The sequence below is a fragment of the Leeuwenhoekiella sp. W20_SRS_FM14 genome, assembly GCF_052119605.1.
GTDB lineage: Bacteria > Bacteroidota > Bacteroidia > Flavobacteriales > Flavobacteriaceae > Leeuwenhoekiella.
In genome coordinates, this window is the sequence record NZ_JBGQOK010000003.1 from 398,255 (window position 1) to 424,634 (window position 26,380).

At 36.2% G+C, this 26,380-nt stretch carries 24 protein-coding genes; 11 read left to right on the top strand and 13 right to left on the bottom strand.

The features are described from left to right. Positions 1–4 precede the first annotated feature (4 nt). On the bottom strand, positions 5–1,141 hold the full coding sequence (locus ACEN25_RS07985) for an efflux RND transporter periplasmic adaptor subunit (protein ID WP_441802445.1): 1,137 nt from the start codon (positions 1,139–1,141) through the stop codon (positions 5–7). An 85-nt stretch (positions 1,142–1,226) separates the two neighbouring features. Beyond that, positions 1,227–3,134 carry an ABC-F family ATP-binding cassette domain-containing protein gene (locus ACEN25_RS07990; RefSeq protein ID WP_441802446.1) on the bottom strand — a complete coding sequence of 636 codons (1,908 nt, stop codon included), beginning with the start codon at positions 3,132–3,134 and terminating at the stop codon, positions 1,227–1,229. Between the two features lie 118 nt (positions 3,135–3,252). Here ACEN25_RS07990 and ACEN25_RS07995 point away from each other — a divergent pair, with 118 nt between their 5' ends. Continuing rightward, positions 3,253–3,657, top strand: a complete 405-nt coding sequence (locus ACEN25_RS07995) for a DUF983 domain-containing protein (RefSeq protein ID WP_441802447.1) — start codon at positions 3,253–3,255, stop codon at positions 3,655–3,657. On the opposite strand, the gene ACEN25_RS08000 is transcribed toward ACEN25_RS07995, so the two are convergent. From ACEN25_RS08000 to topA, 7 genes are all read right to left on the bottom strand, one after another. Continuing rightward, entirely contained in the window at positions 3,644–4,699 is a 1,056-nt protein-coding gene (locus tag ACEN25_RS08000) for an NAD(P)/FAD-dependent oxidoreductase (protein WP_441802448.1), read from the bottom strand. The genes ACEN25_RS07995 and ACEN25_RS08000 overlap by 14 nt on opposite strands. Positions 4,700–4,770: 71 nt before the next feature. Beyond that, entirely contained in the window at positions 4,771–5,658 is an 888-nt protein-coding gene (gldN, locus tag ACEN25_RS08005; RefSeq protein WP_028376420.1) for a type IX secretion system protein PorN/GldN, read from the bottom strand. Between the two features lie 12 nt (positions 5,659–5,670). Further along, positions 5,671–7,206 carry a gliding motility protein GldM gene (gene gldM, locus ACEN25_RS08010; protein ID WP_441802449.1) on the bottom strand — a complete coding sequence of 512 codons (1,536 nt, stop codon included), beginning with the start codon at positions 7,204–7,206 and terminating at the stop codon, positions 5,671–5,673. Between the two features lie 47 nt (positions 7,207–7,253). Next, the gene (gldL, locus tag ACEN25_RS08015; RefSeq protein WP_441802450.1) at positions 7,254–7,904 is read right to left on the bottom strand and encodes a gliding motility protein GldL; all 651 of its coding nucleotides are present in this window, start codon (positions 7,902–7,904) and stop codon (positions 7,254–7,256) included. Positions 7,905–7,970: 66 nt separating this feature from the next. Beyond that, positions 7,971–9,344, bottom strand: coding sequence for a gliding motility lipoprotein GldK (gldK, locus tag ACEN25_RS08020; protein WP_441802451.1), 1,374 nt, complete (start codon positions 9,342–9,344; stop codon positions 7,971–7,973). Between the two features lie 107 nt (positions 9,345–9,451). Then, a complete protein-coding gene (locus ACEN25_RS08025; RefSeq protein WP_441802452.1) occupies positions 9,452–10,618 on the bottom strand; it encodes a formimidoylglutamase in 1,167 nt (388 codons plus the stop codon). Next, positions 10,619–13,153, bottom strand: a complete 2,535-nt coding sequence (gene topA / locus ACEN25_RS08030; RefSeq protein ID WP_441802453.1) for a type I DNA topoisomerase — start codon at positions 13,151–13,153, stop codon at positions 10,619–10,621. 272 nt (positions 13,154–13,425) lie between these two features. Here topA and miaB point away from each other — a divergent pair, with 272 nt between their 5' ends. The 7 genes from miaB to groL all read left to right on the top strand — a co-directional run bounded on the left by miaB (position 13,426) and on the right by groL (position 20,145). Continuing rightward, entirely contained in the window at positions 13,426–14,871 is a 1,446-nt protein-coding gene (gene miaB, locus ACEN25_RS08035; protein ID WP_028376426.1) for a tRNA (N6-isopentenyl adenosine(37)-C2)-methylthiotransferase MiaB, read from the top strand. Between the two features lie 10 nt (positions 14,872–14,881). Further along, a complete protein-coding gene (locus ACEN25_RS08040; protein WP_028376427.1) occupies positions 14,882–16,135 on the top strand; it encodes a sigma-54 interaction domain-containing protein in 1,254 nt (417 codons plus the stop codon). Between the two features lie 19 nt (positions 16,136–16,154). Continuing rightward, positions 16,155–16,673 carry an LptE family protein gene (locus ACEN25_RS08045; protein ID WP_441802454.1) on the top strand — a complete coding sequence of 173 codons (519 nt, stop codon included), beginning with the start codon at positions 16,155–16,157 and terminating at the stop codon, positions 16,671–16,673. Further along, positions 16,674–17,609 (top strand): hypothetical protein, encoded by a 936-nt coding sequence (locus ACEN25_RS08050; RefSeq protein WP_441802455.1) that lies wholly within the window; start codon positions 16,674–16,676, stop codon positions 17,607–17,609. A 52-nt stretch (positions 17,610–17,661) separates the two neighbouring features. Next, positions 17,662–18,009, top strand: a complete 348-nt coding sequence (gene secG / locus ACEN25_RS08055) for a preprotein translocase subunit SecG (protein WP_441802456.1) — start codon at positions 17,662–17,664, stop codon at positions 18,007–18,009. A gap of 146 nt (positions 18,010–18,155) precedes the next feature. Beyond that, on the top strand, positions 18,156–18,431 hold the full coding sequence (locus ACEN25_RS08060; protein ID WP_028376431.1) for a co-chaperone GroES: 276 nt from the start codon (positions 18,156–18,158) through the stop codon (positions 18,429–18,431). Between the two features lie 76 nt (positions 18,432–18,507). Continuing rightward, the gene (gene groL, locus ACEN25_RS08065; RefSeq protein WP_028376432.1) at positions 18,508–20,145 is read left to right on the top strand and encodes a chaperonin GroEL; all 1,638 of its coding nucleotides are present in this window, start codon (positions 18,508–18,510) and stop codon (positions 20,143–20,145) included. Positions 20,146–20,224: 79 nt separating this feature from the next. On the opposite strand, the gene ACEN25_RS08070 is transcribed toward groL, so the two are convergent. The 3 genes from ACEN25_RS08070 to xrtF are packed head-to-tail and all read right to left on the bottom strand — an operon-like array spanning position 20,225 to position 21,775. Then, on the bottom strand, positions 20,225–20,764 hold the full coding sequence (locus ACEN25_RS08070) for a DUF3347 domain-containing protein (protein ID WP_441802457.1): 540 nt from the start codon (positions 20,762–20,764) through the stop codon (positions 20,225–20,227). Positions 20,765–20,801: 37 nt separating this feature from the next. After that, positions 20,802–21,236, bottom strand: coding sequence for an exosortase F system-associated membrane protein (locus ACEN25_RS08075; RefSeq protein WP_441802458.1), 435 nt, complete (start codon positions 21,234–21,236; stop codon positions 20,802–20,804). Next, on the bottom strand, positions 21,233–21,775 hold the full coding sequence (xrtF, locus tag ACEN25_RS08080; protein ID WP_441802459.1) for an exosortase family protein XrtF: 543 nt from the start codon (positions 21,773–21,775) through the stop codon (positions 21,233–21,235). Before xrtF ends, ACEN25_RS08075 begins: the two co-directional genes overlap by 4 nt. A gap of 39 nt (positions 21,776–21,814) precedes the next feature. Here xrtF and ACEN25_RS08085 point away from each other — a divergent pair, with 39 nt between their 5' ends. Continuing rightward, positions 21,815–22,276: a GAF domain-containing protein gene (locus ACEN25_RS08085; protein ID WP_441802460.1), complete on the top strand. Its 462-nt coding sequence runs from the start codon at positions 21,815–21,817 to the stop codon at positions 22,274–22,276. A 77-nt stretch (positions 22,277–22,353) separates the two neighbouring features. Here ACEN25_RS08085 and ACEN25_RS08090 read toward each other — a convergent pair whose 3' ends face one another. Then, positions 22,354–23,607 (bottom strand): ABC transporter permease, encoded by a 1,254-nt coding sequence (locus tag ACEN25_RS08090; protein WP_441802461.1) that lies wholly within the window; start codon positions 23,605–23,607, stop codon positions 22,354–22,356. A gap of 138 nt (positions 23,608–23,745) precedes the next feature. Here ACEN25_RS08090 and purH point away from each other — a divergent pair, with 138 nt between their 5' ends. Then, positions 23,746–25,272, top strand: coding sequence for a bifunctional phosphoribosylaminoimidazolecarboxamide formyltransferase/IMP cyclohydrolase (gene purH, locus ACEN25_RS08095; protein ID WP_441802462.1), 1,527 nt, complete (start codon positions 23,746–23,748; stop codon positions 25,270–25,272). 69 nt (positions 25,273–25,341) lie between these two features. Beyond that, positions 25,342–26,370, top strand: coding sequence for a rod shape-determining protein (locus ACEN25_RS08100; RefSeq protein ID WP_028376438.1), 1,029 nt, complete (start codon positions 25,342–25,344; stop codon positions 26,368–26,370). Positions 26,371–26,380: the final 10 nt, after the last annotated feature.

A 26,380-nucleotide genomic window follows, 5' to 3' on the forward strand; every position in this document is an offset into this window, starting at 1 on the left:
AAACCTATTCCGTATTTCCTGTAGTTTGATTTTCCTCATAAATCTTCACGCGCATTCCGGCATAAGCACCGGGAACACTCTTAGAAAGATATTGAGTCCCATCTGGAACTCCTTTAATAATAACTTCTTTATCTGAAAAATAGACGGGATTTACATCTATTAGATCAAGTAGTCCATCACGTATAACATAAATCTGTGAGTTATCTACTAATAACTGACGCGGAATACTTATTGCATCTGGCTCATCTTTGGCTTCTAAATTTGCCTGAAGAAACATACCTTCTTTTAAAGAATCTGCCCCGGCAATCTCAATAAACACCTTTATCGTTTGCGTGGTTTGATCAACTCTACCATTTACACGTACTACTTTACCGGTGTATTCTTTAGTCCCGTCAACTGTTGTTAAAGCAACTTTCTCACCTATCGTTAAAAGATCGCTAAACTTTTTGCCTATCGCTACTTCAAGTTCGTAAACTGAAGTATCTATAAATTCACCCAGTTTTTGACCAGGACGTACCAGCGTACCTTTATTTACCGGCGCCTCTGTTAAAATTCCTGAGAATGGGGCAGTAATGCGGTATTTACCTAGCCGCTGCTCCAGGTTTTTTACGTTGTAGTATGAAGAGTAAAGACCTCTACCTGTAATAAAGTAGCGTTCTTTTTGAGAATCTGTTTCGGGTAATTGCGGCGTTGATTTATTGATGTCAAAACCATTAAGATAGGTTTGCCATTTCTGAAAAATCTCTGGATAATCTAATCGTAAATCTGGCATTATTGAAGTTACCAGATTGTACAATTCACTCTTGGCGGCTTGTACCGAAGCATAGTATTCTGAAGAATCAAGATTTAAAAGGGTCTCACCTCTAGTATACGACTGGCCCACTTTAAAATCGTGAGCGCTTGATCTAAAAATCCCCTGAACTTCTGCATAAAGCTCCAGTCGGTTTTTTGCAACTAAATTTCCATTAGCCGGTATAACTATAGGAACGGTATCATTTTTAACTTCTTCAACAAAAACCGTTTTAACAACTTTGTCAACTTTAACAGGAATATCTTTATCCCGGTTAGCAATTGAATACCCAATCGCAATTGCGACACCAAGTATTACTAAACCTAATATCAGACGTACAGCTTTAAGCATTAAGTATTTTTTAAGAAACAACCATAAGCTGCAAAAATACCTGTACTTAGTCTTCTAGTTTGTTAAATTTAATATAAATAAAGTGCTAATTATAAAGCTCTAGTTCTTCGGTCACTTCACCCCATTTTGAAGTAAGCTCTTCAATTTTTTTCTTCTTAGCCTCGTATCTTTTAAAAAAGTCTGGCTTAGAACTGGTTTTAGCATAGTCTGCAGCAAGCTCCTGATCCATTATTTTAATTTCACGCTCCAGCTTATTCACTTCAGACTCAATATTACTAAGTTGGTTATTAAGTGACTTTACTTTTTTTTGATCTTTATATTCAACCTTAGGGGCTGCTTCTTTTACTTTAACCTTAGGATCTTTTTTCTCTAAATCTCTTAAGTTTTCTACAGCGCGTTTCTCTAAGTAATAATCAATATCTCCTAAATACTCTTTTATCTTATGGTCTTTAAATTCGTAAACGGTAGATGTTAGACCTTGTAAGAAATCTCTATCGTGAGAAACCAGCAATAAAGTACCCTGAAAATTCTTAAGGGCATCCTTTAAAACGTTTTTAGATTTGATATCAAGATGGTTTGTAGGTTCATCCATCACCAAAACATTAAAGGGTTGCAACATTAATTTAGCAAGCGCTAAACGGTTACGCTCCCCTCCAGATAGTACACGCACGTATTTTTCTACCTCCTCTCCTCTAAAAAGAAATGAACCCAGAATATCGCGTACTTTACTTCTATTTTTTTCATTTGCAGCATCAATCATCGTGTCGAGTACAGTTTTGCTTCCGTCAAGGTGATCTGCCTGGTTTTGCGCAAAATATCCTATTTGCACATTATGCCCCAGTTTTAACCTTCCTTCATACTTGATCTCATCAACAATTATTTTTGCAAGAGTTGATTTTCCCTGGCCATTTTGACCTACAAAAGCCGTTTTACTGTCGCGCTCTATTAAAAGATCTATTCCTTGTAAAACATGCTTATCGCCATAACTTTTCTTAATCCCTTCTGCCTCAACAACCACCTTACCCGGCACTACAGACACAGGAAAATTAAGGGTCATCACACTATTATCATCTTCGTCGACCTCAATTACATCCATACGGTTAAGCTTCTTAACTAAAGACTGTGCCATAGTTGCTTTAGAAGCTTTTGCCTTAAATTTAGATATTAGCTTTTCTGTATGTTCTATTTCCTTTTGTTGATTTTTCTGCGCAGCCATTTGTTGTTCGCGCATTTCCTGACGTAAAACTAAATATTGCGAATAGGGTTTAGGGTAATCGTATATTTTACCCAGCGAAATCTCTATCGTACGATTTGTTACATTATCTAAAAACATTTTATCGTGAGATACGATTACAACAGCCCCCTGATAGTTGCGTAGAAAACTTTCAAGCCAAATAATAGATTCAATATCTAAGTGGTTTGTAGGCTCATCAAGTAATAAAACATCATTATTTTGAAGTAATAATTTAGCCAGCTCAATTCGCATACGCCATCCTCCAGAAAATGTATCTGTAATTTTATTAAAATCTTCTCTACTAAAACCAAGCCCCATCAAGATACGCTCTGTCTCTCCCTGATAGCTATACCCGCCGTGAATTTCATATTGATGTTGAACTTCATTAAGTTCAACCATTAAGTCGTGATAATAATTACTCTCGTAATCTGTACGCTCTGCTAATTCAATATTTATCTCTTCAAGACGCGCCTCAAGCTTTTTAATAAGTTCAAAAGCTTCATAAGATTCTTCAAGAACGGTACGTCCCTCTACAAAATCTATATCCTGTTTTAAGAAACCTATCTGAATGTCTTTATCTGTAGCGATCTGGCCGGTGTCGTATTCTTGCTCACGTGAAATTATACGTAGCATCGTAGATTTACCGGCTCCATTTTTACCCACTAATCCTACCCGATCTCCTTCACCCAGTCTAAACGTAACTTCCTCAAATAGATATTCTCCCTGAAACGAAACAGAGAGGTTGTGAATATTTAACATGCTCTAAATTTTAAGGCGCAAAGTTATTATTAAATGCCGGATTTTCTGCATTTAAAGATTATCGATTTTTGTAACTTTAGATACCTTAAATTATCTGGGAAACCAGTAAAATTACACTATGAAAAAACTTCTCCAGGGAAATCCGTTATATAGCATACTTACTGGCACTTGCCCGGTTTGTCAGCAAAAAAGTATGTATGAGAATCCAAATCCTTATATACTTACAGATACGCTCAAAATGCACGAACGCTGTTTGCACTGCAATACTAAATTTAAGATAGAACCTTCTTTTTTCTACGGGGCTATGTATGTAAGTTATGGTGTAGGTATAGCTTTTGCTGTAGCAGCATTTGTAATTACTCACTTTTTTATAGGTGCAGGTCTGGTAGCAGGTTTTATTTCAATCATTATAACTCTTCTTGTATTTGCGCCTATAATTATGCGTTTGAGTCGTAATATCTGGATTAATTTTTTCTTTAATTATGATGAAGAAAAAGCTAAAGGTACCACTAGAACTTCTTAGGGAATCTAGAAATCGAGATCTCCTCATCAAGGGGAAAACCTAGTTCGAGATGCTCAAATAGCACTTTAGCGAGGTAGGGTGACATCATCGTACCCCGAGTTCCTAAACCATTTAACAGAACCAATTGTTTATTATTAGGGTGAACACCTATTAGTGGTCTTCTGTCTCCCGTTGTGGGTCGTATTCCTGCTTGTTGCGCTTCAACTGTATATTCACATGCAATCACTTTATTTAATTTCTGTAGTAATTCTTCTAAAGCTTCAGTAGTAGGTACTGAATCTTTATCTTTCCAATTAAATGTAGCCCCTACTTTATACAAATCATCTCCTAATGGAATAATAAAAAATGAAGCTTTAAGGGCTTTTGAAAGTCGTAAATCAGGAGCTTTAATGATTAGGTATTCCCCTTTATTGCCTACCAAAGGTAATTTGTTAAAAAATGGATTTTGTTTAATACCGTAGCCTTCGGCGAAAACTACTCGTTTAGCCTTGATATCTCTATAGCAAATTGAATCATCACTTTTTAAAACAAGTTCGTCGTAATTAAATTGATCAAAACTCAAAGAATCACTACTCATAAGCGAATGTGCATACGCATCTAATAAGGCAGGAATATCTAAACGTAACGTTTCTTTTACTTCTCCCAACTGTAATGGAGCTTTAATAAAATGGGAGTTATTTTTAACCAATGAGGCATCTAAAAAACGATTTAAAACAGGCTTATCTGTAGCCTCAAACCAATTATTTTGGTCTTCAATTGAGGAGAAAATTTTTAAAACTGGCAATTCCTTCATAAACGGAAACGCAAATTTCTCATTGAGGCGCGTAAAATAGGCTTTCGCAAGGTGAAATTGCTCTTCCCCTTTATAAGGCATAGTATATCGCTTCAAAGTCACCGGATTAATAAGGCCGGCTGCAACTCTACTGGCCGCGCTATCTTTAGTATCTATTACAAAAAACGACTTGTTATGCTGTTCTAATTGATCGCAAAATGCCATCCCGGCAAGACCAAAACCCACAATAAGATAATCTACGTGCTTCATAGTGTAAAAATAGGTCATAAAAAAACGCCTTTAAAAAAGGCGTTTTATAAATTTTAGTTGAGAAACATTTACTAGTAGTTCCACATATCACTTTCAAAATTACGTATCTGTTCTTTAATACGTTGAGATTCTAAAAGCTGCATCATTGCGTTATCTGCTATATACTCTTTAACTTCACGATCACCCTGAATGTTATCTACCTGATAAATAACGCCATTAAATCGTCTGGAATTTAACAAGTGATCAAATGACAATGGTTGTGCAGAGTTTTGAGGATTAAATACTTTAGCTTCGTGTAGAATTTCACGAGCTGTAGGATACCACACCCAAAATAAAGGAACCATAATAGGATCTTCATCATCAATAAAGTTAACATCTGGAGCTACAGGTGCAATACCTATTAAACGGTATTTTAACTCTCCCTGGCGCTTATCAAAATACCAGTATCCACGTATCCAATATTGCTCTATATCTGCAGAACTAATATCACGTCTGTCTATATATTGTTCGTCTACTTCGTACCCCGCATTTATCTGCTCAATACCTAAATCTGTAGTATCTACACGAGACATTGCAGCAGCAATATCCTTTAATTCTATCTTTTGATTAAAATAAGAATCTGCATAAATATCTAAATTACCCGCTTTAATATTCTTAACCAAAACATCGTAAAGCGACCTTCTATCTGAACCTATATTGTTAGTATCAACAGGATAATATAACGGAAAGTTTATACGCTCATCAAGATCTACGATCTCCCAGGTATTCTTACCCCAAAGCACATCTCTGCTATCTACATAACCGTATGGCAAAGGTTTATCATTATCTAACTGAATCTGCCCTTCCGTTTTTTCAAACATCTGAGCAGGCATTTTTGCGTTCAAAATATTAGTTTGCGCAAAAGAGGCAAAACCAATCATCAAACAAAAAACACTAAAAGCTTGCTTTTGGGTGATCATAATTTTTAATTTTTAATTTGTAAGTTCAATTAGAACTGGCGCAACTTTCTTAAGTCTATAACTACTGTTACCAGAAATCTGAGCGGTAATATCAAATATTTGCACTGTAGAACCTCTCTGAGCTCTTCTTAAAACGTCTTTAGCCCTAGAATCTAATTTACTACCACTCACCTGAACCGTAGGTTGACCGGGTACATTAAATTTAAAACCGGTTACATTTAAGTTTAAGTCAAAGTCAAAATCCATTAATTTAGCTCCTACAGTTGATATCTCTAACGCATTTCGTTGCATTTTTAGTATTCCATCTTCACCACGTAAAGTACCGGTAGGACTTGGAATATCTTTAATACGAAATTTTTTAGAGTCACTTACTTTAGAACCATCTGCCATAGTTCCAGAAACATTTATGGTCACTTCGTTTCCACTACCCGGATTCATAATATAATTACTTCCCGATTGTTTTGACAAACCAGGAGCACTCGCATTTACACTATTATCTGGTACACCAGCAAAGCTAATAGTCATTGGGTTTGCAACCCCACGATAAACAACATTCATTTTATCTGCTGAAATAGTAGCTGAGTTAGGCTTATTGATGACTGCATAACTATCATTAATAGGTATAGTTACAACAGAATCCCCTTCTTTGAACTGAAGCTCACCTGTAATTTTACGCTCACCAACGCCTCCAGCAGGGAAATCTAAAGTTACCTGACCACCTGAAGCTTGAGATACTTCTTTACCATTTATAACTACTTTATCAAAACTCAAGGTATTATCGTAGCGACCCAAAACAACTTTACCTTTAAAATTCTCATTAGAGAAAAAAGCACTTTTGTCTGGAATAACTATTGCTTGATAGTTTTTCATTGATAATTGAGCAGCTTGCTCACCTGCTAACATAGAAGATAATAACTCACTTTGTGTGGTTTTTATATCTGCTTGCATTTGAGTCAATTTTGTACGTGAAGCAATTAAAGGAAAGCCTTCAAAATTGTAACTTAACCATTCAATTTTTTTACCGTCACGATTTGCAACTTCGTCTGTATTAAATTTTTGCTTTACTTCCGAAGCAATAGCAGGGTAAGACTCTTCGGTAAGTGCTACAATTTCATTTCTAAAATTTTCGACTTTAGCTTTAAATTCTTCTCCTTCTTTACTCAATTTATCTCCCTGAAAGAATCTTTGATCCAGAAAATCTGTCTTATCCTGAGTTTCATAATCCGTAGGATCTTCCAGTTTAGCTATCATTTCTGCTTTCAAATTGGCGATATAGCCATCTAAATCCGAGGCTAAAGAATTAACTTTCTGCGCCTTAGCTTGAATTGGGCCATATTTCGCAGGCTGTTCTGAAGCCTTCTCTGCTAAACCGGCTAAAAAAGCCTGATTCCGCATATCTGAAGTAATATTGGCCTCATTAATTTTATCGTTAAGTAAACCAAATGCTGATAATACTTCTTTTGACATATTTAATGCAAGCATCGCAATAAATACGAGATACATTAAATTAATCATCTTTTGTCTTGGGGACTGTTTTCCTCCTGCCATAATGGTATATTTTCTACTCGATTAAAATGTATTTAGTTATAATCCAGTTATCTTTTGTTCATAGCAGAAAGCATTCCGCCATAAACACCATTAAGTGAAGAAAGGTTAGTCGCAAGACTTTCCATTTGCTCTTTTAATTTGCCAGCATTGTTAGCAACTTCATTGTTAATCTCTGCCTGACGGCCAGCTGTCTCAACCTGCACTTTGTACAAGCTGTTTAAAGATTCCATTTGTGCAGCAGCTAACGCCATTTCCTGACTGTATTTTTTTGTAGAATTCATCGCTTCTGCTGTTGGCGCCATACCTTTAGCTGCACCTTCAAAGCTACGGATGCTTGTACTTAGACTATTCATTAATTCAGAATCAATACGAGCATCTTTAAGCATCGCATCAAGTTTTTGAGAAAGTAAACCCTTCTCTTCAACAAGTTCTTCTTTTCTTTTTGGTGTGGTTGTAGGTGCACCACCTGCTAATTCAGGATAAACAAGCGTCCAATCTACCTCATCATCTACAGGTTCAAATGCAGATAGGGCAAAAATCAAAGCCTCTGTAATCAAACCAATTGCTAACAGCGTTCCTCCATTTAATGGTCCAAGTTCCCAGTGCAAGATTTTAAATAATGCTCCAAGAATTACTACTGAAGCTCCAAGGCCATAAGCCATGTTTAATAATTTTTTTTTAGTTTTTGAACTAGCCATTTTTAATTTTTTTGAGTTAAGTGAATTTAGGTTAAGATAAACTTTGGGGAATATTCTTTGGAAGATTTAGCGTCTTGAAGGCCCTTTTCTCATATTAACATCTTGATCTACACCAAGATAGTCCTGTACCGTTCTAAAACCAATGTAACTACGTGCAGAATCAGCATACTCATAATCACGAGTACTCACTTGAATGATGTATGCTACATCTTTCCAAGAGCCGCCTCTTACTACTTTGCGTTGGTTTTTTGAGTCGCTAACATTAGGGTTCATTGTAGAAATATACTCATAGGCATTAGGATCATAAGAAGATCCTACCCATTCAGAAACATTACCTGCCATATTATAAAGATCATAGTCATTAGGCTCATAGGAGTCTGCCTCAACTGTATACAAAGCCTGATCTGCAGCATAATCTCCTCTTAATGGTTTAAAGTTAGCCATAAAACAACCTCTGTCATTTTTGGTATAAGGACCACCCCATGGATAAGTAGCACTTTCTAGACCACCACGGGCAGCATATTCCCATTCTGCCTCACTTGGCAAACGAAATCTATTAACCAACTCCTGACCTCTCTGTTTCTTATATGAGTTTTTATTATCTGTACGCCATTGACAAAAGGCTTTTGCCTGCTGCCAGCTAACTCCTACAACTGGGTAATCATCATATGCGCTATGCCAGAAATAATCATTATGCATAGGTTCATTATACGAATAAGCAAAATCCTTAATCCAAACTGTAGTATCAGGATAAATCTTAGTTTCTTCAGTTCTGATGAAATCTTTACGCTTACCATCTTTTTGGCGTGCCGCTGCTTCCATATCAAGATATCTATATTTGTAAACAAGTTTATTTACATCTATCGTACGTTGACCATTGTAAGATTCTTCTAAAGGAATATACATTGTATCCATTACCTCAACATAATACTCGTCAGGATAATCCATAGGATCTGTAATTAAATCTATATCCCAATTAAGTTTACGATCACTATAATCATCACTTAAGCTGTAATAATTATCATACATATACTGCTCATAGGGAGTCATATCATCTGGATCATAATCAACAAATGCAAACTCCCCTATACCATCGTTTCCAGGCGTTTCTCCCAGCTCATCTGCTAAAATTGCTAAACGCGCTCGTGTAACTGAGTCGCGTACCCATTTAACAAATTGACGGTATTCTGTATTGGTGATTTCCGTTTCATCCATATAAAATGAACGCACCGTTACGGTTTTAGTAGGAGCATTTTTAATGGCAGCGATGTCATCATCACTTTTACCCATAATAAAGGCACCACCGGAGACTAAAGTCATCCCGTATGGCTTTTCGGGGTTCCACTTTTTCCCTTTGACTCCCACAAGTTCACCACGATCGTTACGACCACAACTAACTAATAAGCTTACAATCGCAATAAATGCAATAAACTTCTTCATAGGTAAATTAGGTTAAATCTAGATTTGAGACGGTAAACCTATCTATAAAATTGCTAAAAAACAATTTTTTGATAAAAATTACATTCAAAACTAAAAAGTTTTGTTAATTAAATTTCATTCTTACGCTTTGCTTTATACCAGCGTTCCGGTATTTCCTGGTTACAGGCGTTTATATAATCGTCTTCAGTGCAAGGTAATAACGTGTTCCTTTTTAATTTATTATTAACGCCTTTCATAAATGGAATTTCTATCCACCAGCGTTCTGAGACGGTACTTTTATAGAAGCTAAGCAACTCATCATCAACAGGAACACTATAGTGTAAGAAATTTGTCTCCCTGTCTTGTAATCGTTCATTTACTCTAAAATTTACTCCTTCGATAAAATACCAAAGTAATTGAGCTATAAGTGCCGCACCTGTTTCATTATTTCTCTGCAAATAATATTCAAATACACCAAAAACACTTACGCGATCACTAAGTCCTGCATACCTTGCAATTGCGCATATTTCTCTTCCATTAAAACCATTTACGTTATGAGGATGCATATAACCTAAAACTTCAGATTGAATAGAAGATAAATCTAAACTAACAATATCTGCATCACGCATTACTGGTTCTACAGCACTTAAATCTGAAGTTAAACTTCCTAGTCTAAAGGAATCAAAATATAACTTTTCCATCAGGTCAATTTCTTCCTGAGAGTTGTAATAGGTTTGATACCCTATATTCGAATAATTGAATAAATTATAAGGTTGATCTACAATAATTCTACCTACATAAGATTTATTTGTAATTGGCAAACTACTGTTTCCTAAATCAAAATGCCCATCTACATTTACTAAATTAACCATTTGATCCAGCCCGTCAAATGCTCTGTATAGTGCATACGTAAGATCTTGACTACCGCCAAGAACTAATGGTATTATATTATTTTTTACAAGTTGAGTTATTATTTCCTTTAAAGCATAAAAAGTATCTGAAGCGCTATCTCCCGGTTCTAAATCACCCAGATCCCCTATTTTAGTATACCAGTTACCCGGAAACAGCGCATATAAAGCTTTACGAATGGCCGTAAAATCTAAACTCGAATCTATATAATCTACTGCTCCTCTACTCTCCCGAACACCAATTATTGCAATGTTTAAATTTTGCATTTCTGGTAAACCACCCTGTCGCGAGTGCACTTTAATTACGGAAGCTAAACTCTGTTCATTGAGTAAATCTGCGTGTGCAATTATCGCGTCTGAAACTGGGGACAAATTTTCAAAAGCCATTTATTTTTTCTTTTTTGCTGGTGCTTTCTTAGCTGTACTTTTCTTAGCTGCTGTTTTTTTAGCTGCCGGTTTTTTAGCGGCTTTTTTCTTAGGCCCCTGCTTCTCTAAAATTGCTTTTACCTCTTCTAAAGTTAAGGCTGCAGCGTCTACTGTTTTAGGTAGTTCTATTTTAACTTTACCTTTTATAATATTAGACCTTCCCCATCTTGCCTTTTCTACACGTATTCCCTCTTCCTTAAAATCGTGTATAACTTTATCTTTCTCTTTCTGCTTTTTATCTTCAATTAACTCAACGATATCTTTATCTGTTAAGTTATCAAAATCGTACTTTTTATTAACATTAATAAAAATGCTATTCCACTTTAAGTAAGGCCCAAAACGACCAACACCTTTCTGAACAGGCTTATCTTCATACGTGTAAATAGGCGCATCTGCCTTTTGTTTTTCTTTAATATACCTGATTGCTTCATCATACTCAACTTCTAAAGGATCTATGCCTTTAGGAAGTGAAACAAAAGCTTTTCCGAATTTAACGTAAGGTCCAAAACGACCATTATTAACCTCTACCGGCTCTCCTTCAAACTCCCCTAATTCACGAGGAAGTTTAAAAAGATTCATGGCCTCTTCAAAGGTTATGCTTTCTAATTGCTGATCTGGTAAGAGACCTGCAAACAGTGGTTTTTCTTCATCTTCAACAGAGCCTATTTGAACCATCGCTCCATATTTACCAAGACGTACGCTTACCGGTTTGCCAGACTTTGGATCTTTACCCAAAACGCGCTCGCCTACCTCGCGATCTGCATTTTCTGCAACGTGTTTAACCTGAGGATGAAAGTCTTTATAAAAATCTTTCATCATTTTTGTCCACTCTTCGTTGCCTTCAGCAATCTCATCAAAATCCTGCTCAACTTTTGCTGTAAAATTGTAATCAAGAATGTTTTCAAAATGCATTACAAGGAAGTCGTTTACTACCATTCCCACATCTGTAGGAACTAATTTCCCTTTATCTGAGCCTACCTTTTCAGACAACTTAGTAGCTTTAACAACCCCTTTCTTTAATGTTATTAAATCATACTCACGCTCTACCCCTTCAACATTACCTTTTTCAATATATTTTCTATTTTGAATGGTCGTAATTGTTGGTGCGTAGGTTGACGGTCTTCCTATACCTAATTCTTCTAACTTCTTTACTAAAGACGCTTCAGTGTAACGGTATGGAGCTCTGGTAAAACGCTCGGTAGCAGTGATCCAATGATTATCAAGCACTTCACCTTCTTTTAATGGAGGTAGAATTCCGTTTTCTTCCTGATCTTCATCATCTGTCCCTTCCAGATATACTTTTAAAAAACCATCAAATTTGATAACTTCTCCGTTTGCTGTGAAATTTGAAGGATGGTTTGAAGATGCAATTTGAACATTTGTACGTTCTAGCTTAGCTTCACTCATTTGTGAGGCGATTGCTCGTTTCCAGATAAGCTCGTATAATCGCGCCTGATCTCTTTCTATATTAACGGAGTGCTTACTAAAATCTGTAGGTCTAATGGCTTCGTGAGCTTCTTGAGCTCCTTTACTTTTTCCTTTATAATTACGCTCTTTGTGGTATTTAGTGCCATAAGCAGAGTTGATTTCTTTTCCTGCAGCTTCCTTTGCATCTTGAGAAAGATTTACACTATCTGTTCTCATATAAGTAATAAGCCCCGCCTCATAAAGACGTTGCGCCATATTCATCGTTTTACTTACCGAAAAATACAACTTACGCGCTGCCTCCTGCTGTAATGTAGAAGTAGTAAACGGTGGTGCCGGAGATTTACTAGCCGGTTTAGTTGTTAATGCATCTACTTTAAATGTAGCATTAGCATTTGCTTTTAGAAATTCTTCAGCTTCCTTTTTTGTATCTAAATTTTTAGGAAGTTTTGCTTTTAAAGTTTTCCCGTCTGCATTTGCAAATTCAGCATCAACTCTAAAATAATCTTCAGTATTAAAAGCCTGAATTTCGCGTTCACGCTCTACAATAAGTCTTACTGATACAGATTGTACACGACCTGCAGACAACCCACCTTTTACTTTACGCCATAAAACAGGTGATATTTCATAACCTACCAGACGATCAAGTACACGTCTTGCTTGTTGTGCATTTACCAGATTATAGTCAATATCACGTGGATTATCTATCGCTTTAAGAATAGCTTTTTTAGTGATTTCAGAAAAAACAATTCGTTTTGTTTTTGCTTTATCAAGATTTAATTCTTCTGCAAGATGCCAGGCTATTGCTTCACCCTCCCGATCCTCATCACTCGCTAGCCAAACCATTTCTGCTTTATCAGCTAAGTCTCGTAATTTTTTAACAACCGCTTTCTTATCTTTATTTACTGTATATTTTGGCGTAAAATCACCCTCAACATCTACTCCGAGTTCCTTTGTTGGCAGATCTGCAATATGACCAAAACTACTTTCTACTTTATAATCTGAACCCAGAAATTTCTCAATAGTTTTAGCCTTTGCAGGTGACTCAACAATTACAAGATTTTTTGCCATAACGCTTTTTTCAAAATTTGTCAATCAAAATAAAACTAAAAGGAGCTTAATTTAATTTTGATTTTAGAATCGCAAAAGTAGTAGAAAATTTATTATTGAGACCAGAAACCTCATTTAGACCCTAAATAGCTTTTAGCTTGTTGTATTTAATTTGCTTAAATATATAACCTACATCACTTTACTAATGAATTTAAATTTCGGTCTAATGACACTTTGTCACAAGTTGAGTTAATCGTATCTTTGCCCACTATTTTTAGGAAGCAGACCGTATTATGGAGAAAGTTATAGACGAAAATAAACAAGGAGAAACACTGGTTTTAGAACCTCAAAAAACAAACACTAAGAAGCTTTTTATTGAAAGCTACGGTTGCCAAATGAATTTTAGCGACAGTGAGATTGTTGCTTCTATACTTGCAGATCAAGGTTACAACACCACCTCAAAGCTTGAGGACGCAGATCTTGTACTTGTAAACACCTGCTCTATACGTGATAAAGCAGAGCAGACCGTACGCAAACGTCTTGAAAAATATAATGCCGTAAAGAAAATAAACCCGGCTATGAAAGTAGGTGTGCTGGGCTGTATGGCAGAACGCTTAAAAAGCAAATTTCTAGAAGAAGAGAAAATCGTAGACCTTGTTGTAGGCCCTGATGCCTACAAAGACTTACCTAACTTGTTAAGCGAGGTTGAAGAAGGTCGTGATGCAATAAATGTTATTCTTTCTAAAGAAGAAACGTATGGCGACATAGCTCCTGTGCGCTTACAAAGTAATGGCGTTACAGCCTTTGTGAGCATCACCAGAGGTTGTGATAATATGTGTACCTTTTGCGTAGTACCTTTTACAAGAGGTCGTGAACGTAGCCGCGACCCTCAAAGTATTATTGAAGAAGTTAACGATCTGGCCTCGAGAGGCTTTAAAGAAGTCACTTTATTAGGACAAAATGTTGACAGTTTTTTATGGTATGGCGGCGGTCTTAAAAAAGATTTTGACAAAGCGAGCGAGATGGCGCAGGCAACAGCGGTTAACTTTTCTGGCTTATTAGCTCTTGTAGCAGAGGCTCAACCTAAAATGCGTATTAGATTTTCAACTTCAAATCCTCAGGATATGACGTTAGATGTGATACGTACTATGGCTAAATATGATAATATTTGCAACTATATACACCTGCCGGTGCAAAGCGGAAGTGATCGTATTTTAAAAGAAATGAATCGCCTACACACAAGGCAAGAATACTTTGACCTAATAGATAATATACGTGAAATAATGCCAGATTGTGGTATATCTCAAGATATTATTACCGGGTTTCCTACGGAAACAGAAGAAGATCATCAAGACACATTAAGCTTAATGCGTTATGTGAAATATGACTTTGGTTTTATGTTTGCCTATAGTGAGCGTCCCGGAACAATGGCAGCTCGTAAGCTTGAAGACGATATCCCGTTAGAGGTAAAAAAACGACGCCTTGCCGAAGTCATCGCATTGCAATTAGAACACTCACACCACAATACTAAAAAACAGGTAGGCCGCGTCGTTGAAGTTCTTATTGAAAAAGAATCTAAGAAAAGTGACGCAGAATGGTCTGGTCGTAATTCTCAAAATACAGTAGTTGTGTTCCCTAAAGAACATTATAAAATAGGCGACTTTGTAAACGTAGAAATTCTTTCGTGCACCACTTCTACTCTTTTAGGTAAAGCTGTAGGTTATTCTTCAAACAATTAATTAATAGTTAATGGAATCAGTTCACGCTATAAAACAACGTTTTGGGATTATTGGAGATGACCCCAAACTCAATCGTGCGATTGAAAAAGCGATACAGGTAGCTCCTACAGATATTTCGGTTTTAGTTACCGGTGAAAGTGGTGTAGGTAAAGAAAGCATTCCACGCATAATACATTCATTATCCCATCGTAAGCATAATAAATACATTGCTGTAAACTGTGGTGCTATTCCTGAAGGCACTATAGACAGCGAGCTTTTTGGTCATGAGAAAGGAGCTTTTACAGGAGCAACTTCTACACGTAGCGGTTATTTTGAAGAAGCAGACGGCGGAACCATATTTCTTGATGAAGTTGGTGAGTTGCCACTGCCTACTCAGGTACGTCTCCTTCGGGTTTTAGAAAACGGAGAGTTTCTAAAAGTAGGTTCTTCAAAAACTCAGAAAACAGATGTACGCATTGTAGCAGCAACAAACGTAAAAATGTTTGACGCTATTAATCAGGAACGCTTTAGAGAAGATTTATTTTACAGATTAAGTACTGTAGATATAAATCTTCCGCCTTTGCGAGAACGTAAAGAAGATATTCATTTACTTTTTAGAAAGTTTGCTTCAGACTTTGCTAATAAGTACAAAATGCCAACAATACGCCTCGAAGACGATGCTATAAACGCGCTTTTAAAGTACCGCTGGAGTGGTAATATAAGACAGCTGCGCAATGTAGCCGAGCAAATTTCTGTATTAGAACAAAATAGAAGTATAACTTTAGATAAATTACGTCATTACTTACCCGATACAGGCTCAAATTTACCGGCTGTGATAGGCTCTAAAAAGAGTGAAAGTGATTTTAGCAGTGAGCGTGAAATTTTATACAAAGTTCTTTTTGATATGAAAAGTGACCTGAATGACCTTAAAAAATTAACGCTTGAGTTAATGGAAAAAGGTAATAACGCTAGCGTTCAGGAAGAAAACAAATCACTTATTAAAAAAATATACAGCGAAGACGAGACAGATGCCTACGAGAGCGCAGAAGATATCACCGAAGTTTTACAACTTCCGCAAGAGTCTGCTGCTAAATCTTCTCTGGCAGACAAGTATCATTTTGCAGAAGATGTAGAAGAAGAAGAAACCTTATCACTACAGGAAAAAGAGTTAGAGCTCATTGAAAAATCGCTAGAACGCCACAGCGGCAAACGCAAAGCAGCTGCAAAAGAATTAGGAATTAGCGAGCGCACATTGTACAGAAAAATTAAACAATACGATCTTTAAAAGAGGTTATTTAAAACTTATGAGAAAACTTCAAATAACACTTCTTTTATTAAGCTGCCTTTGTATTAACAGTTGTGGTTTTTATTCATTTACCGGTATTTCTATTCAACCGGGAACTGAAAGCTTTTATGTAAGTTTTTTTCAAAACAACGCTCCTATTGTAGAGCCTGGTATTGACAGAGATTTCACATTTGCTCTTTCTGATTTAATTCAGAACCAAACTAGCCTAAATCTAGCTACAAATGCTGCTAATGCAGACTTAATATATGAAGGTGAGATTGTAGATTATTACATAGCTCCTCAAACTGCTACATCAGACAACCTTGCAGCTCAAAACAGATTAACCATAGTTGTTTTGTGTAGATTTACCAATACTAAAAAAGAAGATGGCAGTGATGACTTTGAAAAGCGATTCTCATTTTTTGTAGACACACCCGGTAATTCTCAATTAGTAGGCAGTGCTTTAGATAGCGCAATCGCAGAAATTTTTGAGCGTATTACTCAAGACATTTTTAATGAATCGCTTGCAAACTGGTAAATGAACACCTTAGATTTTACATATCTTTTAGAAAATCCTGATACAATTACTCCGGAGCAAACCTCAGCATTAAATGAGGTTGTAAAAGAGTATCCATATTTTCAGGCGGCTCGAGCACTCTACTTAAAAGGTTTAAAAAATCAGGATAGTTTTTTATATAATAATCAGTTAAAAAAAACAGCTGCTTATACTCAGGATCGTACTGTTCTATTTGATTACATTACTTCAGAAAATTTTAATCAAACAGCTATAAGCGAGCAAATAAAAGCACAGGAAGAGCAACTGCGCGATATGCCTGTACACGACCTTATTGATATTTCAGCAGAATTAGATGCTGAAGAAATCGCGAAAGCCAATCAGGTATTATCAAGTGACTTTTTTATTCCGAAGGAACAACATCAGGAAAGTATAGAAGATAATGACATACAGGCCACTGAAACCAAGTTACAAATAGGAAAACCTTTAGAATTTACAAAGAGTGAGACTCACTCATTTAGCCAATGGTTAAAGATAACTTCATTTAATAAGATTGACAGAACCGAAAATTCTGACTCTCCTGCTGAAAAATCTAATACAACCGAAGAAATAAAGCTAGACCCAAAACCTACGCAATTGGTTTCTTTTTCAGAAGTTCAGGAAGATAGTGAAGATCCTGATCGACTACGTAGATTAGAATTAATCGATAAATTTATTGAAACAAACCCTAAGATCAAGGTAAAATCTCCTGAAGAAGGGTTTAAAAAACAAGATCTACAAAGTGATTTTCAGCCTAATGAAAGCTTAATGACAGAGACTTTAGCACGAGTTTACGTCGAGCAAAAGAATTATCAAAAAGCAAAGCAGGCATATAAAATTTTATGTTTGAAATATCCGGAAAAAAGTGGTTTCTTTGCAGACCAAATTCGGGCAATAGTTAAATTGCAAGAAAATAAATAATAAATTGCGGCACATTTAAATTTTGAAATCCGCCTTTATAAAGCCTTAAACTATGTTTTTAATATTTTTAGTTTTAATCGTAATTGTAGCATTTTTACTTATTGTTGTTATAATGGTACAAAACCCTAAAGGTGGTGGTTTATCTTCTTCTTTTGGAGGAGGCGGAACACAACAAATAGGTGGTGTTAAAAAAACCGGTGACTTTTTAGACAAAAGTACCTGGGGACTTGCTACTATTTTACTTGTTCTAATTTTAATCTCTAATGTTACAATTTTTGGCGGAGGTAATTCTTCTGAGTCAAAAGTAATACAGGGAGAAGATGTTGAGAATATAATGCCTGTGCCAGATGCTACCACTCCAGCAACAGCAGCACCCGCAGAAAATACAGAATCAAACTAAATGACATTTTAGTCATACATAAAATATAGAGACCGCATTTATGCGGTCTTTTTTTTGTCTTTTTGTCAGCCAAAGTCTGGTGGCATAATTTCTGCCTTACAGGCTACATCATTACGAACTTTATTAACTAAAAAATTTATATTAAAATGGGAGTAAACATTAAACCACTTTCAGACCGTGTTTTAGTAGAGCCTACAGCCGCTGAAACAAAAACAGCATCTGGACTTTACATTCCGGATACAGCTAAAGAAAAACCACAACAAGGTAAAGTTATAGCGGTAGGGAATGGAAAAAAAGATCACGATATGACCGTTAAGGTTGGTGATACTGTTCTTTACGGTAAATATTCTGGTACCGAATTAAAATTAGATGGTACAGATTATTTAATAATGCGCGAAGACGATATTCTTGCGGTTATCTAATAACCTAATTTTCTTCTATTAAATAAATAACAATTATATTTTTTCGCAGTCGCGAAAATTTTAAATAAAATTTACAATGGCAAAAGAGATAACATTTGACATCTCAGCAAGAGATGGTATTAAACGCGGTGTTGACGCACTAGCAAACGCAGTAAAAGTAACATTAGGCCCTAAAGGTCGTAACGTAATCATTAGTAAATCTTTCGGCGCTCCTCAAGTGACTAAAGATGGGGTTACGGTAGCAAAAGAAATTGAGCTTAAAGATCCTTTAGAAAATATGGGAGCTCAGATGGTTAAAGAAGTTGCTTCTAAAACTAACGATCTAGCCGGTGACGGTACTACTACTGCGACTGTACTTGCTCAGGCAATTGTACAGGAAGGTCTTAAAAACGTGGCTGCCGGTGCAAACCCAATGGATTTAAAACGCGGGATAGACAAAGCTGTTGAGGCTATCACAAAAGATCTTGCTTCTCAAACTAAAGAAGTAGGTAACTCTTCAGAAAAGATAAAGCAAATCGCAGCTATTTCTGCAAATAACGACGATGTAATAGGTGAATTAATTGCTGAAGCTTTTAGTAAAGTAGGTAAAGAAGGCGTAATAACCGTTGAAGAGGCTAAAGGTACAGAGACGTATGTTGATGTAGTTGAAGGTATGCAGTTTGACCGTGGTTACTTATCACCATATTTTGTTACAGATAGCGAAAAAATGCAAACTGAATTAGAGAATCCTTATATCTTATTATTTGATAAAAAGATCTCTTCTATGAAAGATTTATTACCAGTACTTGAGCCGGTAGCGCAGTCTGGTAAGCCTTTATTAATTATTGCAGAAGATGTAGACGGTGAAGCACTTGCTACTTTAGTTGTAAATAAATTAAGAGGAGCACTTAAAATTGCTGCTGTTAAAGCTCCAGGTTTTGGCGATCGTCGTAAAGCTATGTTAGAAGACATTGCGATCTTAACCGGTGGTACTGTTATTAGCGAAGAACGTGGTTTCACGTTAGAAAATGCTACTATAGACATGCTTGGGACTGCCGAGAACGTGACTATAGATAAAGACAACACGACAATCGTAAATGGTTCTGGTGATAAAGACGGCATTAAAGGTCGTATAAACCAAATTAAAGCTCAGATCGAATCTACGACTAGCGATTATGACAAAGAAAAACTTCAGGAACGTTTAGCTAAATTAGCCGGCGGTGTTGCTGTTCTTTATGTAGGCGCTGCTTCTGAAGTAGAAATGAAAGAGAAAAAAGACCGTGTAGATGACGCTCTTCACGCTACACGCGCTGCTGTAGAAGAAGGTATTGTTGCTGGTGGTGGTGTTGCGCTTGTACGTGCAAAACGTGCTTTAGAAAATCTTGAAGCTATTAATGCAGATGAAGCTACAGGTATTAAAATTGTAGCAAAAGCAATCGAAGCTCCTTTACGTACTATCGTTGCAAATGCAGGTGGTGAAGGTTCTGTAGTTATCGCTAAAGTAATAGAAGGCGAAGAAGATTATGGTTATGATGCTAAAACAGATACTTATGTAAATATGCTTTCTGCTGGTATTATAGACCCTAAAAAAGTAACACGTGTGGCTCTTGAAAATGCTGCATCTGTTTCTGGTATGATCTTAACTACCGAATGCGCATTAACTGATATCCCAGAAGAAAATGCCGGTGGTGGAATGCCAGGTGGTATGGGTGGCGGTATGCCGGGAATGATGTAAGCATCAATTTCTAAATACTAAAAAAGCCCTTCAGTTAATTCTGAAGGGCTTTTTCTTTATATAAATGAATCAAAAAAAATTAATTTATTTCTTCACTCACTGTCCCGCAGTTTAACATCACATCACCAAAATAAGGGTTGTAAACTTTCTTCTCATTAGAAATCCAGTATGCTCCCTTACCATCAAAGGCCATTGGGCAATATTGATAGTAGAGTGTGCCGCCAGAAATATTTTCTTCTACAAAGGTTTTTACTCCAGAAGTTAACTTTTTAAAATGTACACGCTGTTTATTAATATCATTTGTATTTGCTATTGCCTGAGCGGCTTCTTTTAAATCTGCTTCTACTTCTACAGCTTCCATACTTGATATCATTTCTTCTGCTGCATTTTGGGCGGCTTCAGAATCTGTATTTACAAGAGCCGTCTTCAACTTATTATAGTTGTCATATACACTTGTTACCTCATCGTTTTTAAATTTAGCATCTCGTTTTGCTCCGTTATAAACTAGTTTACCTGTGCTCGCCTCACTACCGGAAACGGTTACTGTTTCCTGATTTTTTTTGCTTTCGCCGCAGGCTAAAATCAAAAAGGAACTCAGTACTAAAAATAATTTCTTCATATTGTAAATTACTATTTAACCCAAATATACAAATAGACTAGTTGCTGCGCAGCTTTTGATAATAAAAAGCAGGTAATAATATTAAAAGTAACATAGGCTGAATTAAAAATCTTCTTACATAAAACAAGGGGAGTTCAAACGATACTTGGTATTGAGCAATTAAGAAATAGAAAGCAATAATTAGTAACCCAAATATAACACCGTAGATTAGAATGAGTATCTTAAGTAGTTCGTTTTCTCGAAAAAGTAACTTTAATATACAAATAGAAATTATAGAATTAATCCAAAAGCGAATGCTGATAGAAAAAAGCATCTTAAAAATATCTAACTGAGGTAATGATTCTGAATTCAAGTAATCCTTTTCAAAAAATATCAGTAAAGGATCATAAAACAAGTGCTGCTGAAAATAACGCATAGCCACAAGTATTAAAAAAAGAAACCCTACCACCAGAACAAGAACTATTTTTTTCAAGAGGATATTTTTTTAAATCGCTTTATCCAAAATAGCCAAAGTAAAACTACGGTACCATAAATAATTGCTGGAAACAAAATATCATGTAGTATTTTACTGTACTCAGGAATTTTATATAAGCCTATACTTATAATAACAATCCGCAGCACATTAATCCCATAGATAAGCAGGCTACCAAGAATAAAAAATACCATAGTTTTTTTAAATCCCTGATAAAAAGAAAAAACAAAGGCGGTGAACAAAATAATCACGTTCACCCCATTACATCCCTCTACCACGCGTACTACAAAATAATCTTCTACAAAAAGCTTCATAGAAGCTTCTTCAGAATGCGGCTCTATAAAACTTGAGTATTCCGTTTTATTAATAATCCAATTACTTTGCACTGCTACCTGATGGGTTACATAATCAGGATAATGCGCTATAGAAAACTCTTGTTTTAAGTAAATTGCATAGCCAACACTAAGCACCACATACACTCCTAAAAATGTAAGGATAAATAGAAGTACCGACTTATATTTGCGAATTAAATCTAACAATCTGATAACGGTTATTGACCGGTCTAAAATACAAGAAAAATGACTTTTGAAACTCTAAAACCTCAAGTATCGCAAATATTAGATAGCGCAAGCTTATCTGTTGAACAACGACTGCAAGAAGTATGCGACCTTCTCAAAGAAACTATAGCTCATTATGACTGGGTAGGATTCTACTTCAAGAATGGTGATAAAGACGAACTCAAATTAAGTTCATACGCGGGAGCACATACAGATCATACCATTATTCCTTTTGGAAAAGGCATTTGCGGGCAGGTAGCAGTTTCTAATCAAAATTTTGTGGTGCCTGATGTAAATGCACAGGACAATTATATCGCTTGTAGCATCACGGTAAAAGCAGAAATTGTTGTTCCATTATTTGTAGACGGAAAAAATATAGGCCAGATTGACATTGACTCTAACACTCCAGATCCTTTTACTGAAGCAGACGAAAGGTTTTTAGAATGGGTAAATGTACAAGTCGCTAATATATTAGAAGCTTAAATTTAAAAGAATTTATAAAAAAGAGCCTGCTTTATCTGTTGATAAAGCAGGCTCTTTTTTTTGTATTTGTACCCTATCTACATACCGGTACGTATCGCTTCAACAGGATCTAATCGTGAGGCCATTAATGCAGGAACAATACCAGCAATAAGGCCAATTACAACAGAACTAAATAAACCCGCAAATATGTTTCCGGCAGAAAGTATAAACTCAAAGTCACCGGTAAACTGCGATGCTATAATAGTAATAATCCAAACTAAACCAAGACCTATGAGTCCACCTATAGTTGCTAAAATTATAGACTCAAATAAAAATTGAAGCAGTATAAACCTGTTCTTTGCACCCAGTGCTTTTTGAATACCTATAAGATTTGTGCGCTCTTTAACACTCACAAACATAATATTTGCAATCCCAAAACCACCTACAAGCAGAGAGAATAAGCCTATAAAACCACCTATAGTCGACATGGTGCCGGTTATATTATCTATAAGATCTGTAAAACCTGATAGCTGATTGATGAAAAAATTATTTACGTCGTCTGGCTTTAAACCACGCAGCTGTCTTAGCCGTTGGGCAAGTACTGCATTAAACTCAGGAATATCTACACCAGAAGCCGGTTTAATAACTATTGAAGGAAAAGCAGATTTATTATTGCTCCCATAAATACGCCGCACCACATTTACCGGTAAGATTGCAGAACCATCTTTTGACGGACCAAAGAGGCTGGTTCCTTCTTTCTCAAGAACACCTATAACTGTAAAGCGTTGACCATAAAGACGCACTTCTTTACCTATAGGATTTAAGTTGCCAAACAATCCATCAGCAATCTCATCTCCTAAAACAATTACCGGCGATCCGCTATTAGACTCAGATTCATTAAAAAACCGTCCCTCTTTTAATTTAAGAGATTCAATATTATAATAACCTTCAGTAACAGGTGCAATGCCAACTCCTGTAACCAGCTTATCACCATATTTAATAGATTCTGCCCGTACATTTAAGCTGTACGAAACAGCATCAACATCAGGCACATTTCGTTTAATATATTGATACTCCTCATAGCTTACATCAGGAAACTGCTCCCGTTTCCACTGGGGAATTTCCGAAGGCCCAAAAGAAAAACGCATTAAGATAATAGTACTGTTATCTAATGAAGACAAACTGCCTTTGATCTCCTGTTTTAATGAATCTACCGCAGCTAAAACTCCGATGATTGAAAATATTCCTATGGTTACACCCAGTAGTGATAGCAGCGTACGCAACTTATTATTACGCAGTGCATTAATCGCAAATGCGAGACTTTCTTTTAATACCCTAAGATAAATGAGCATAGATGTGTGTTAACATGAACGACCATAGGACGTATAAGTGTCTTGAACGTTACAAATTTAAGCTAAGAAAATACAACAATTATCAACTCCTCTTAAGGGTTTAATTCATACTTTTGCAGCCAAATAAAAAAATTCTTCATGAGTACTGCCATAAAAGCTAAAGCCGCACTAATTTCAGTTTTTAGTAAAGAAGGTCTTGAACCACTTATAAAAAAGTTTAATGAATTAGGTATCACCCTTTATTCTACGGGAGGTACCGAAAAATTTATTCAGGATCTAGGTGTTCCGGTAGTGCCTGTAGAAGAGGTTACTTCGTATCCTTCAATACTGGGCGGAAGAGTTAAAACACTACATCCTAAAATTTTTGGGGGTATTCTTAATCGTCAGGACCACGAAGGTGATATTTCTGAAATGGCAGAATATAACATTCCGCAATTAGATATTGTAATTGTTGACTTGTACCCATTTGAAAAAACAGTTGCCTCAGGAGCTTCAGAACAAGATATTGTTGAGAAAATTGATATAGGTGGTATTTCATTAATACGCGCTGCTGCTAAGAATTTTAAAGACACGTTATGCGTTTCTTCCGTAGATGATTACAAGGAAGTACTTGAACTGGTAAGTGCAAATGAAGGCACTACTACGCTGGCAGACCGTAAACGTTTTGCTGCAAAAGCCTTTAATGTTTCCTCACACTACGATTCTGCAATATTTAATTACTTTAATGAAGAAGAAGTAGTTTACAAAGCAAGCTATAGCGAAGGAAAAACATTACGATATGGTGAAAATCCGCATCAAAAAGGAACATTCTTTGGCGATTTTAATGCAATGTTTGATCAACTTCACGGAAAAGAACTTTCTTATAACAACCTGTTAGATGTTGACGCTGCTGTAAATCTTATGGCAGAATTTAAAGATGAGAATCCTACGTTTGCTATTTTAAAACATAATAACGCGTGTGGTTTAGCTCAACGAGAAACAATTCACCAGGCATATGTTGATGCTTTAGCAGGAGATCCTGTTTCAGCCTTTGGCGGAATTTTAATATCAAATACAGAAATCGACAAAGTAACAGCAGAAGAGATTCATTCTTTATTTTGTGAGGTTGTAATTGCTCCCGGTTTTTCTGAAGAAGCTTTTGAAATTTTAAAAGGAAAGAAAAATAGAGTTCTTTTAGTTCAGAAACCTGTAGCGTTACCTAACGATCAGGTAAGAAGTTGTTTAAACGGTATTTTAGTTCAGGATAAGGATGCTATCACAGACAGCCTTTCTGATCTTTCTACAGCCACAGACAATAAACCTACAGATCAAGAGTTAAGTGATCTAATATTTGCTTCAAAAATCTGTAAGCACACAAAATCAAATACTATTGTATTTGCAAAAGGAAACCAGCTTTACGCAAGTGGTACTGGCCAAACTTCTCGTGTAGATGCATTGCGCCAGGCAATAGATAAAGCGGTTGCATTTGGTTTTGATTTAAAAGGAGCGGTAATGGCAAGTGACGCATTTTTCCCGTTTCCTGACTGTGTTGAAATAGCAGATAAAGCGGGTATCACAGCGATTATTCAACCCGGCGGATCTATAAAAGATCAGTTGAGCATAGATTATTGCAATGCTAATAATATTGCAATGGTAATGACCGGAACAAGACATTTTAAACACTAATTAAGACGAAATTTTTCAGTACATTTAAGACTAACCTGATTATCATATTTCACTCTCACTTTACATCCTATGGGCTTTTTTGATTTTCTAACTGAAGAGATAGCGATTGACCTCGGTACCGCAAACACTCTTATAATACATAATGACAAGGTTGTTGTAGACAGCCCTTCTATTGTTGCCAGAGATCGCGTTACTAATAAAATTATCGCTGCCGGAAAAGAAGCTGCAATGATGCAGGGTAAAACTCACGAAAACATTAAAACAATACGCCCTCTCAAAGATGGTGTAATTGCAGATTTTGATGCCAGTGAGCAAATGATAAGCATGTTTATTAAAGAAATCCCTGCGCTTAAGAAAAGGCTTTTTGCTCCTGCATTGCGTATGGTAGTTTGTATCCCATCAGGAATCACAGAGGTTGAAATGCGTGCTGTAAAAGAAAGTTGTGAGCGTGTTAACGGTAAAGAGGTATTTCTTATACACGAGCCTATGGCAGCCGCTATAGGTATAGGTGTAGACATCATGCAACCTAAAGGTAACATGATTGTTGATATAGGTGGTGGTACTACAGAAATTGCAGTAATCGCTTTAGGAGGTATTGTGTGTGATAAATCTGTAAAAATTGCAGGTGACGTATTTACGAATGATATCATTTACTATATGCGCACCCAACATAACCTCTATGTAGGAGAACGTAGTGCAGAAAAAATAAAGATTCAAATAGGTGCAGCTACCGAAGATTTAGAAGTTCCACCAGAAGATATGAGTGTACAGGGTCGTGACCTCCTTACAGGTAAACCTAAACAGGTTTCTATATCCTACAGAGAGATTGCTAAAGCATTAGACAAATCTATATTACGCATAGAGGATGCTGTAATGGAAACGCTTTCGCAAACGCCCCCAGAACTTGCTGCAGATATTTACAATACCGGTATATATTTAGCAGGTGGTGGTAGTATGCTGCGCGGGTTAGACAAACGTTTATCACAAAAAACAGACTTACCGGTTTATATTGCTGAAGATCCTTTACGTGCCGTTGTGCGTGGTACAGGTATTACGCTAAAAAACCTGGCTAAGTTCAAGAGTATTTTTGTAAAATAATTAGGGTATT

What these genes read in the sequence shown, in the direction of transcription:
- gldK (WP_441802451.1), bottom strand. Translation starts at nt 9,344, where the DNA reads ATGAAGAAGTTTATTGCATTTATTGCGATTGTAAGCTTATTAGTTAGT.
- ACEN25_RS07990 (WP_441802446.1), bottom strand. Translation starts at nt 3,134, where the DNA reads ATGTTAAATATTCACAACCTCTCTGTTTCGTTTCAGGGAGAATATCTA.
- ACEN25_RS08100 (WP_028376438.1), top strand. Translation starts at nt 25,342, where the DNA reads ATGGGCTTTTTTGATTTTCTAACTGAAGAGATAGCGATTGACCTCGGT.
- groL (WP_028376432.1), top strand. Translation starts at nt 18,508, where the DNA reads ATGGCAAAAGAGATAACATTTGACATCTCAGCAAGAGATGGTATTAAA.
- ACEN25_RS08060 (WP_028376431.1), top strand. Translation starts at nt 18,156, where the DNA reads ATGGGAGTAAACATTAAACCACTTTCAGACCGTGTTTTAGTAGAGCCT.
- gldL (WP_441802450.1), bottom strand. Translation starts at nt 7,904, where the DNA reads ATGGCTAGTTCAAAAACTAAAAAAAAATTATTAAACATGGCTTATGGC.
- ACEN25_RS08090 (WP_441802461.1), bottom strand. Translation starts at nt 23,607, where the DNA reads ATGCTCATTTATCTTAGGGTATTAAAAGAAAGTCTCGCATTTGCGATT.
- ACEN25_RS07995 (WP_441802447.1), top strand. Translation starts at nt 3,253, where the DNA reads ATGAAAAAACTTCTCCAGGGAAATCCGTTATATAGCATACTTACTGGC.
- purH (WP_441802462.1), top strand. Translation starts at nt 23,746, where the DNA reads ATGAGTACTGCCATAAAAGCTAAAGCCGCACTAATTTCAGTTTTTAGT.
- gldN (WP_028376420.1), bottom strand. Translation starts at nt 5,658, where the DNA reads ATGATCACCCAAAAGCAAGCTTTTAGTGTTTTTTGTTTGATGATTGGT.
- ACEN25_RS08050 (WP_441802455.1), top strand. Translation starts at nt 16,674, where the DNA reads ATGAACACCTTAGATTTTACATATCTTTTAGAAAATCCTGATACAATT.
- secG (WP_441802456.1), top strand. Translation starts at nt 17,662, where the DNA reads ATGTTTTTAATATTTTTAGTTTTAATCGTAATTGTAGCATTTTTACTT.
- miaB (WP_028376426.1), top strand. Translation starts at nt 13,426, where the DNA reads ATGGAGAAAGTTATAGACGAAAATAAACAAGGAGAAACACTGGTTTTA.
- ACEN25_RS07985 (WP_441802445.1), bottom strand. Translation starts at nt 1,141, where the DNA reads ATGCTTAAAGCTGTACGTCTGATATTAGGTTTAGTAATACTTGGTGTC.
- gldM (WP_441802449.1), bottom strand. Translation starts at nt 7,206, where the DNA reads ATGGCAGGAGGAAAACAGTCCCCAAGACAAAAGATGATTAATTTAATG.
- topA (WP_441802453.1), bottom strand. Translation starts at nt 13,153, where the DNA reads ATGGCAAAAAATCTTGTAATTGTTGAGTCACCTGCAAAGGCTAAAACT.
- ACEN25_RS08070 (WP_441802457.1), bottom strand. Translation starts at nt 20,764, where the DNA reads ATGAAGAAATTATTTTTAGTACTGAGTTCCTTTTTGATTTTAGCCTGC.
- ACEN25_RS08025 (WP_441802452.1), bottom strand. Translation starts at nt 10,618, where the DNA reads ATGGCTTTTGAAAATTTGTCCCCAGTTTCAGACGCGATAATTGCACAC.
- ACEN25_RS08000 (WP_441802448.1), bottom strand. Translation starts at nt 4,699, where the DNA reads ATGAAGCACGTAGATTATCTTATTGTGGGTTTTGGTCTTGCCGGGATG.
- ACEN25_RS08040 (WP_028376427.1), top strand. Translation starts at nt 14,882, where the DNA reads ATGGAATCAGTTCACGCTATAAAACAACGTTTTGGGATTATTGGAGAT.
- ACEN25_RS08045 (WP_441802454.1), top strand. Translation starts at nt 16,155, where the DNA reads ATGAGAAAACTTCAAATAACACTTCTTTTATTAAGCTGCCTTTGTATT.
- ACEN25_RS08085 (WP_441802460.1), top strand. Translation starts at nt 21,815, where the DNA reads ATGACTTTTGAAACTCTAAAACCTCAAGTATCGCAAATATTAGATAGC.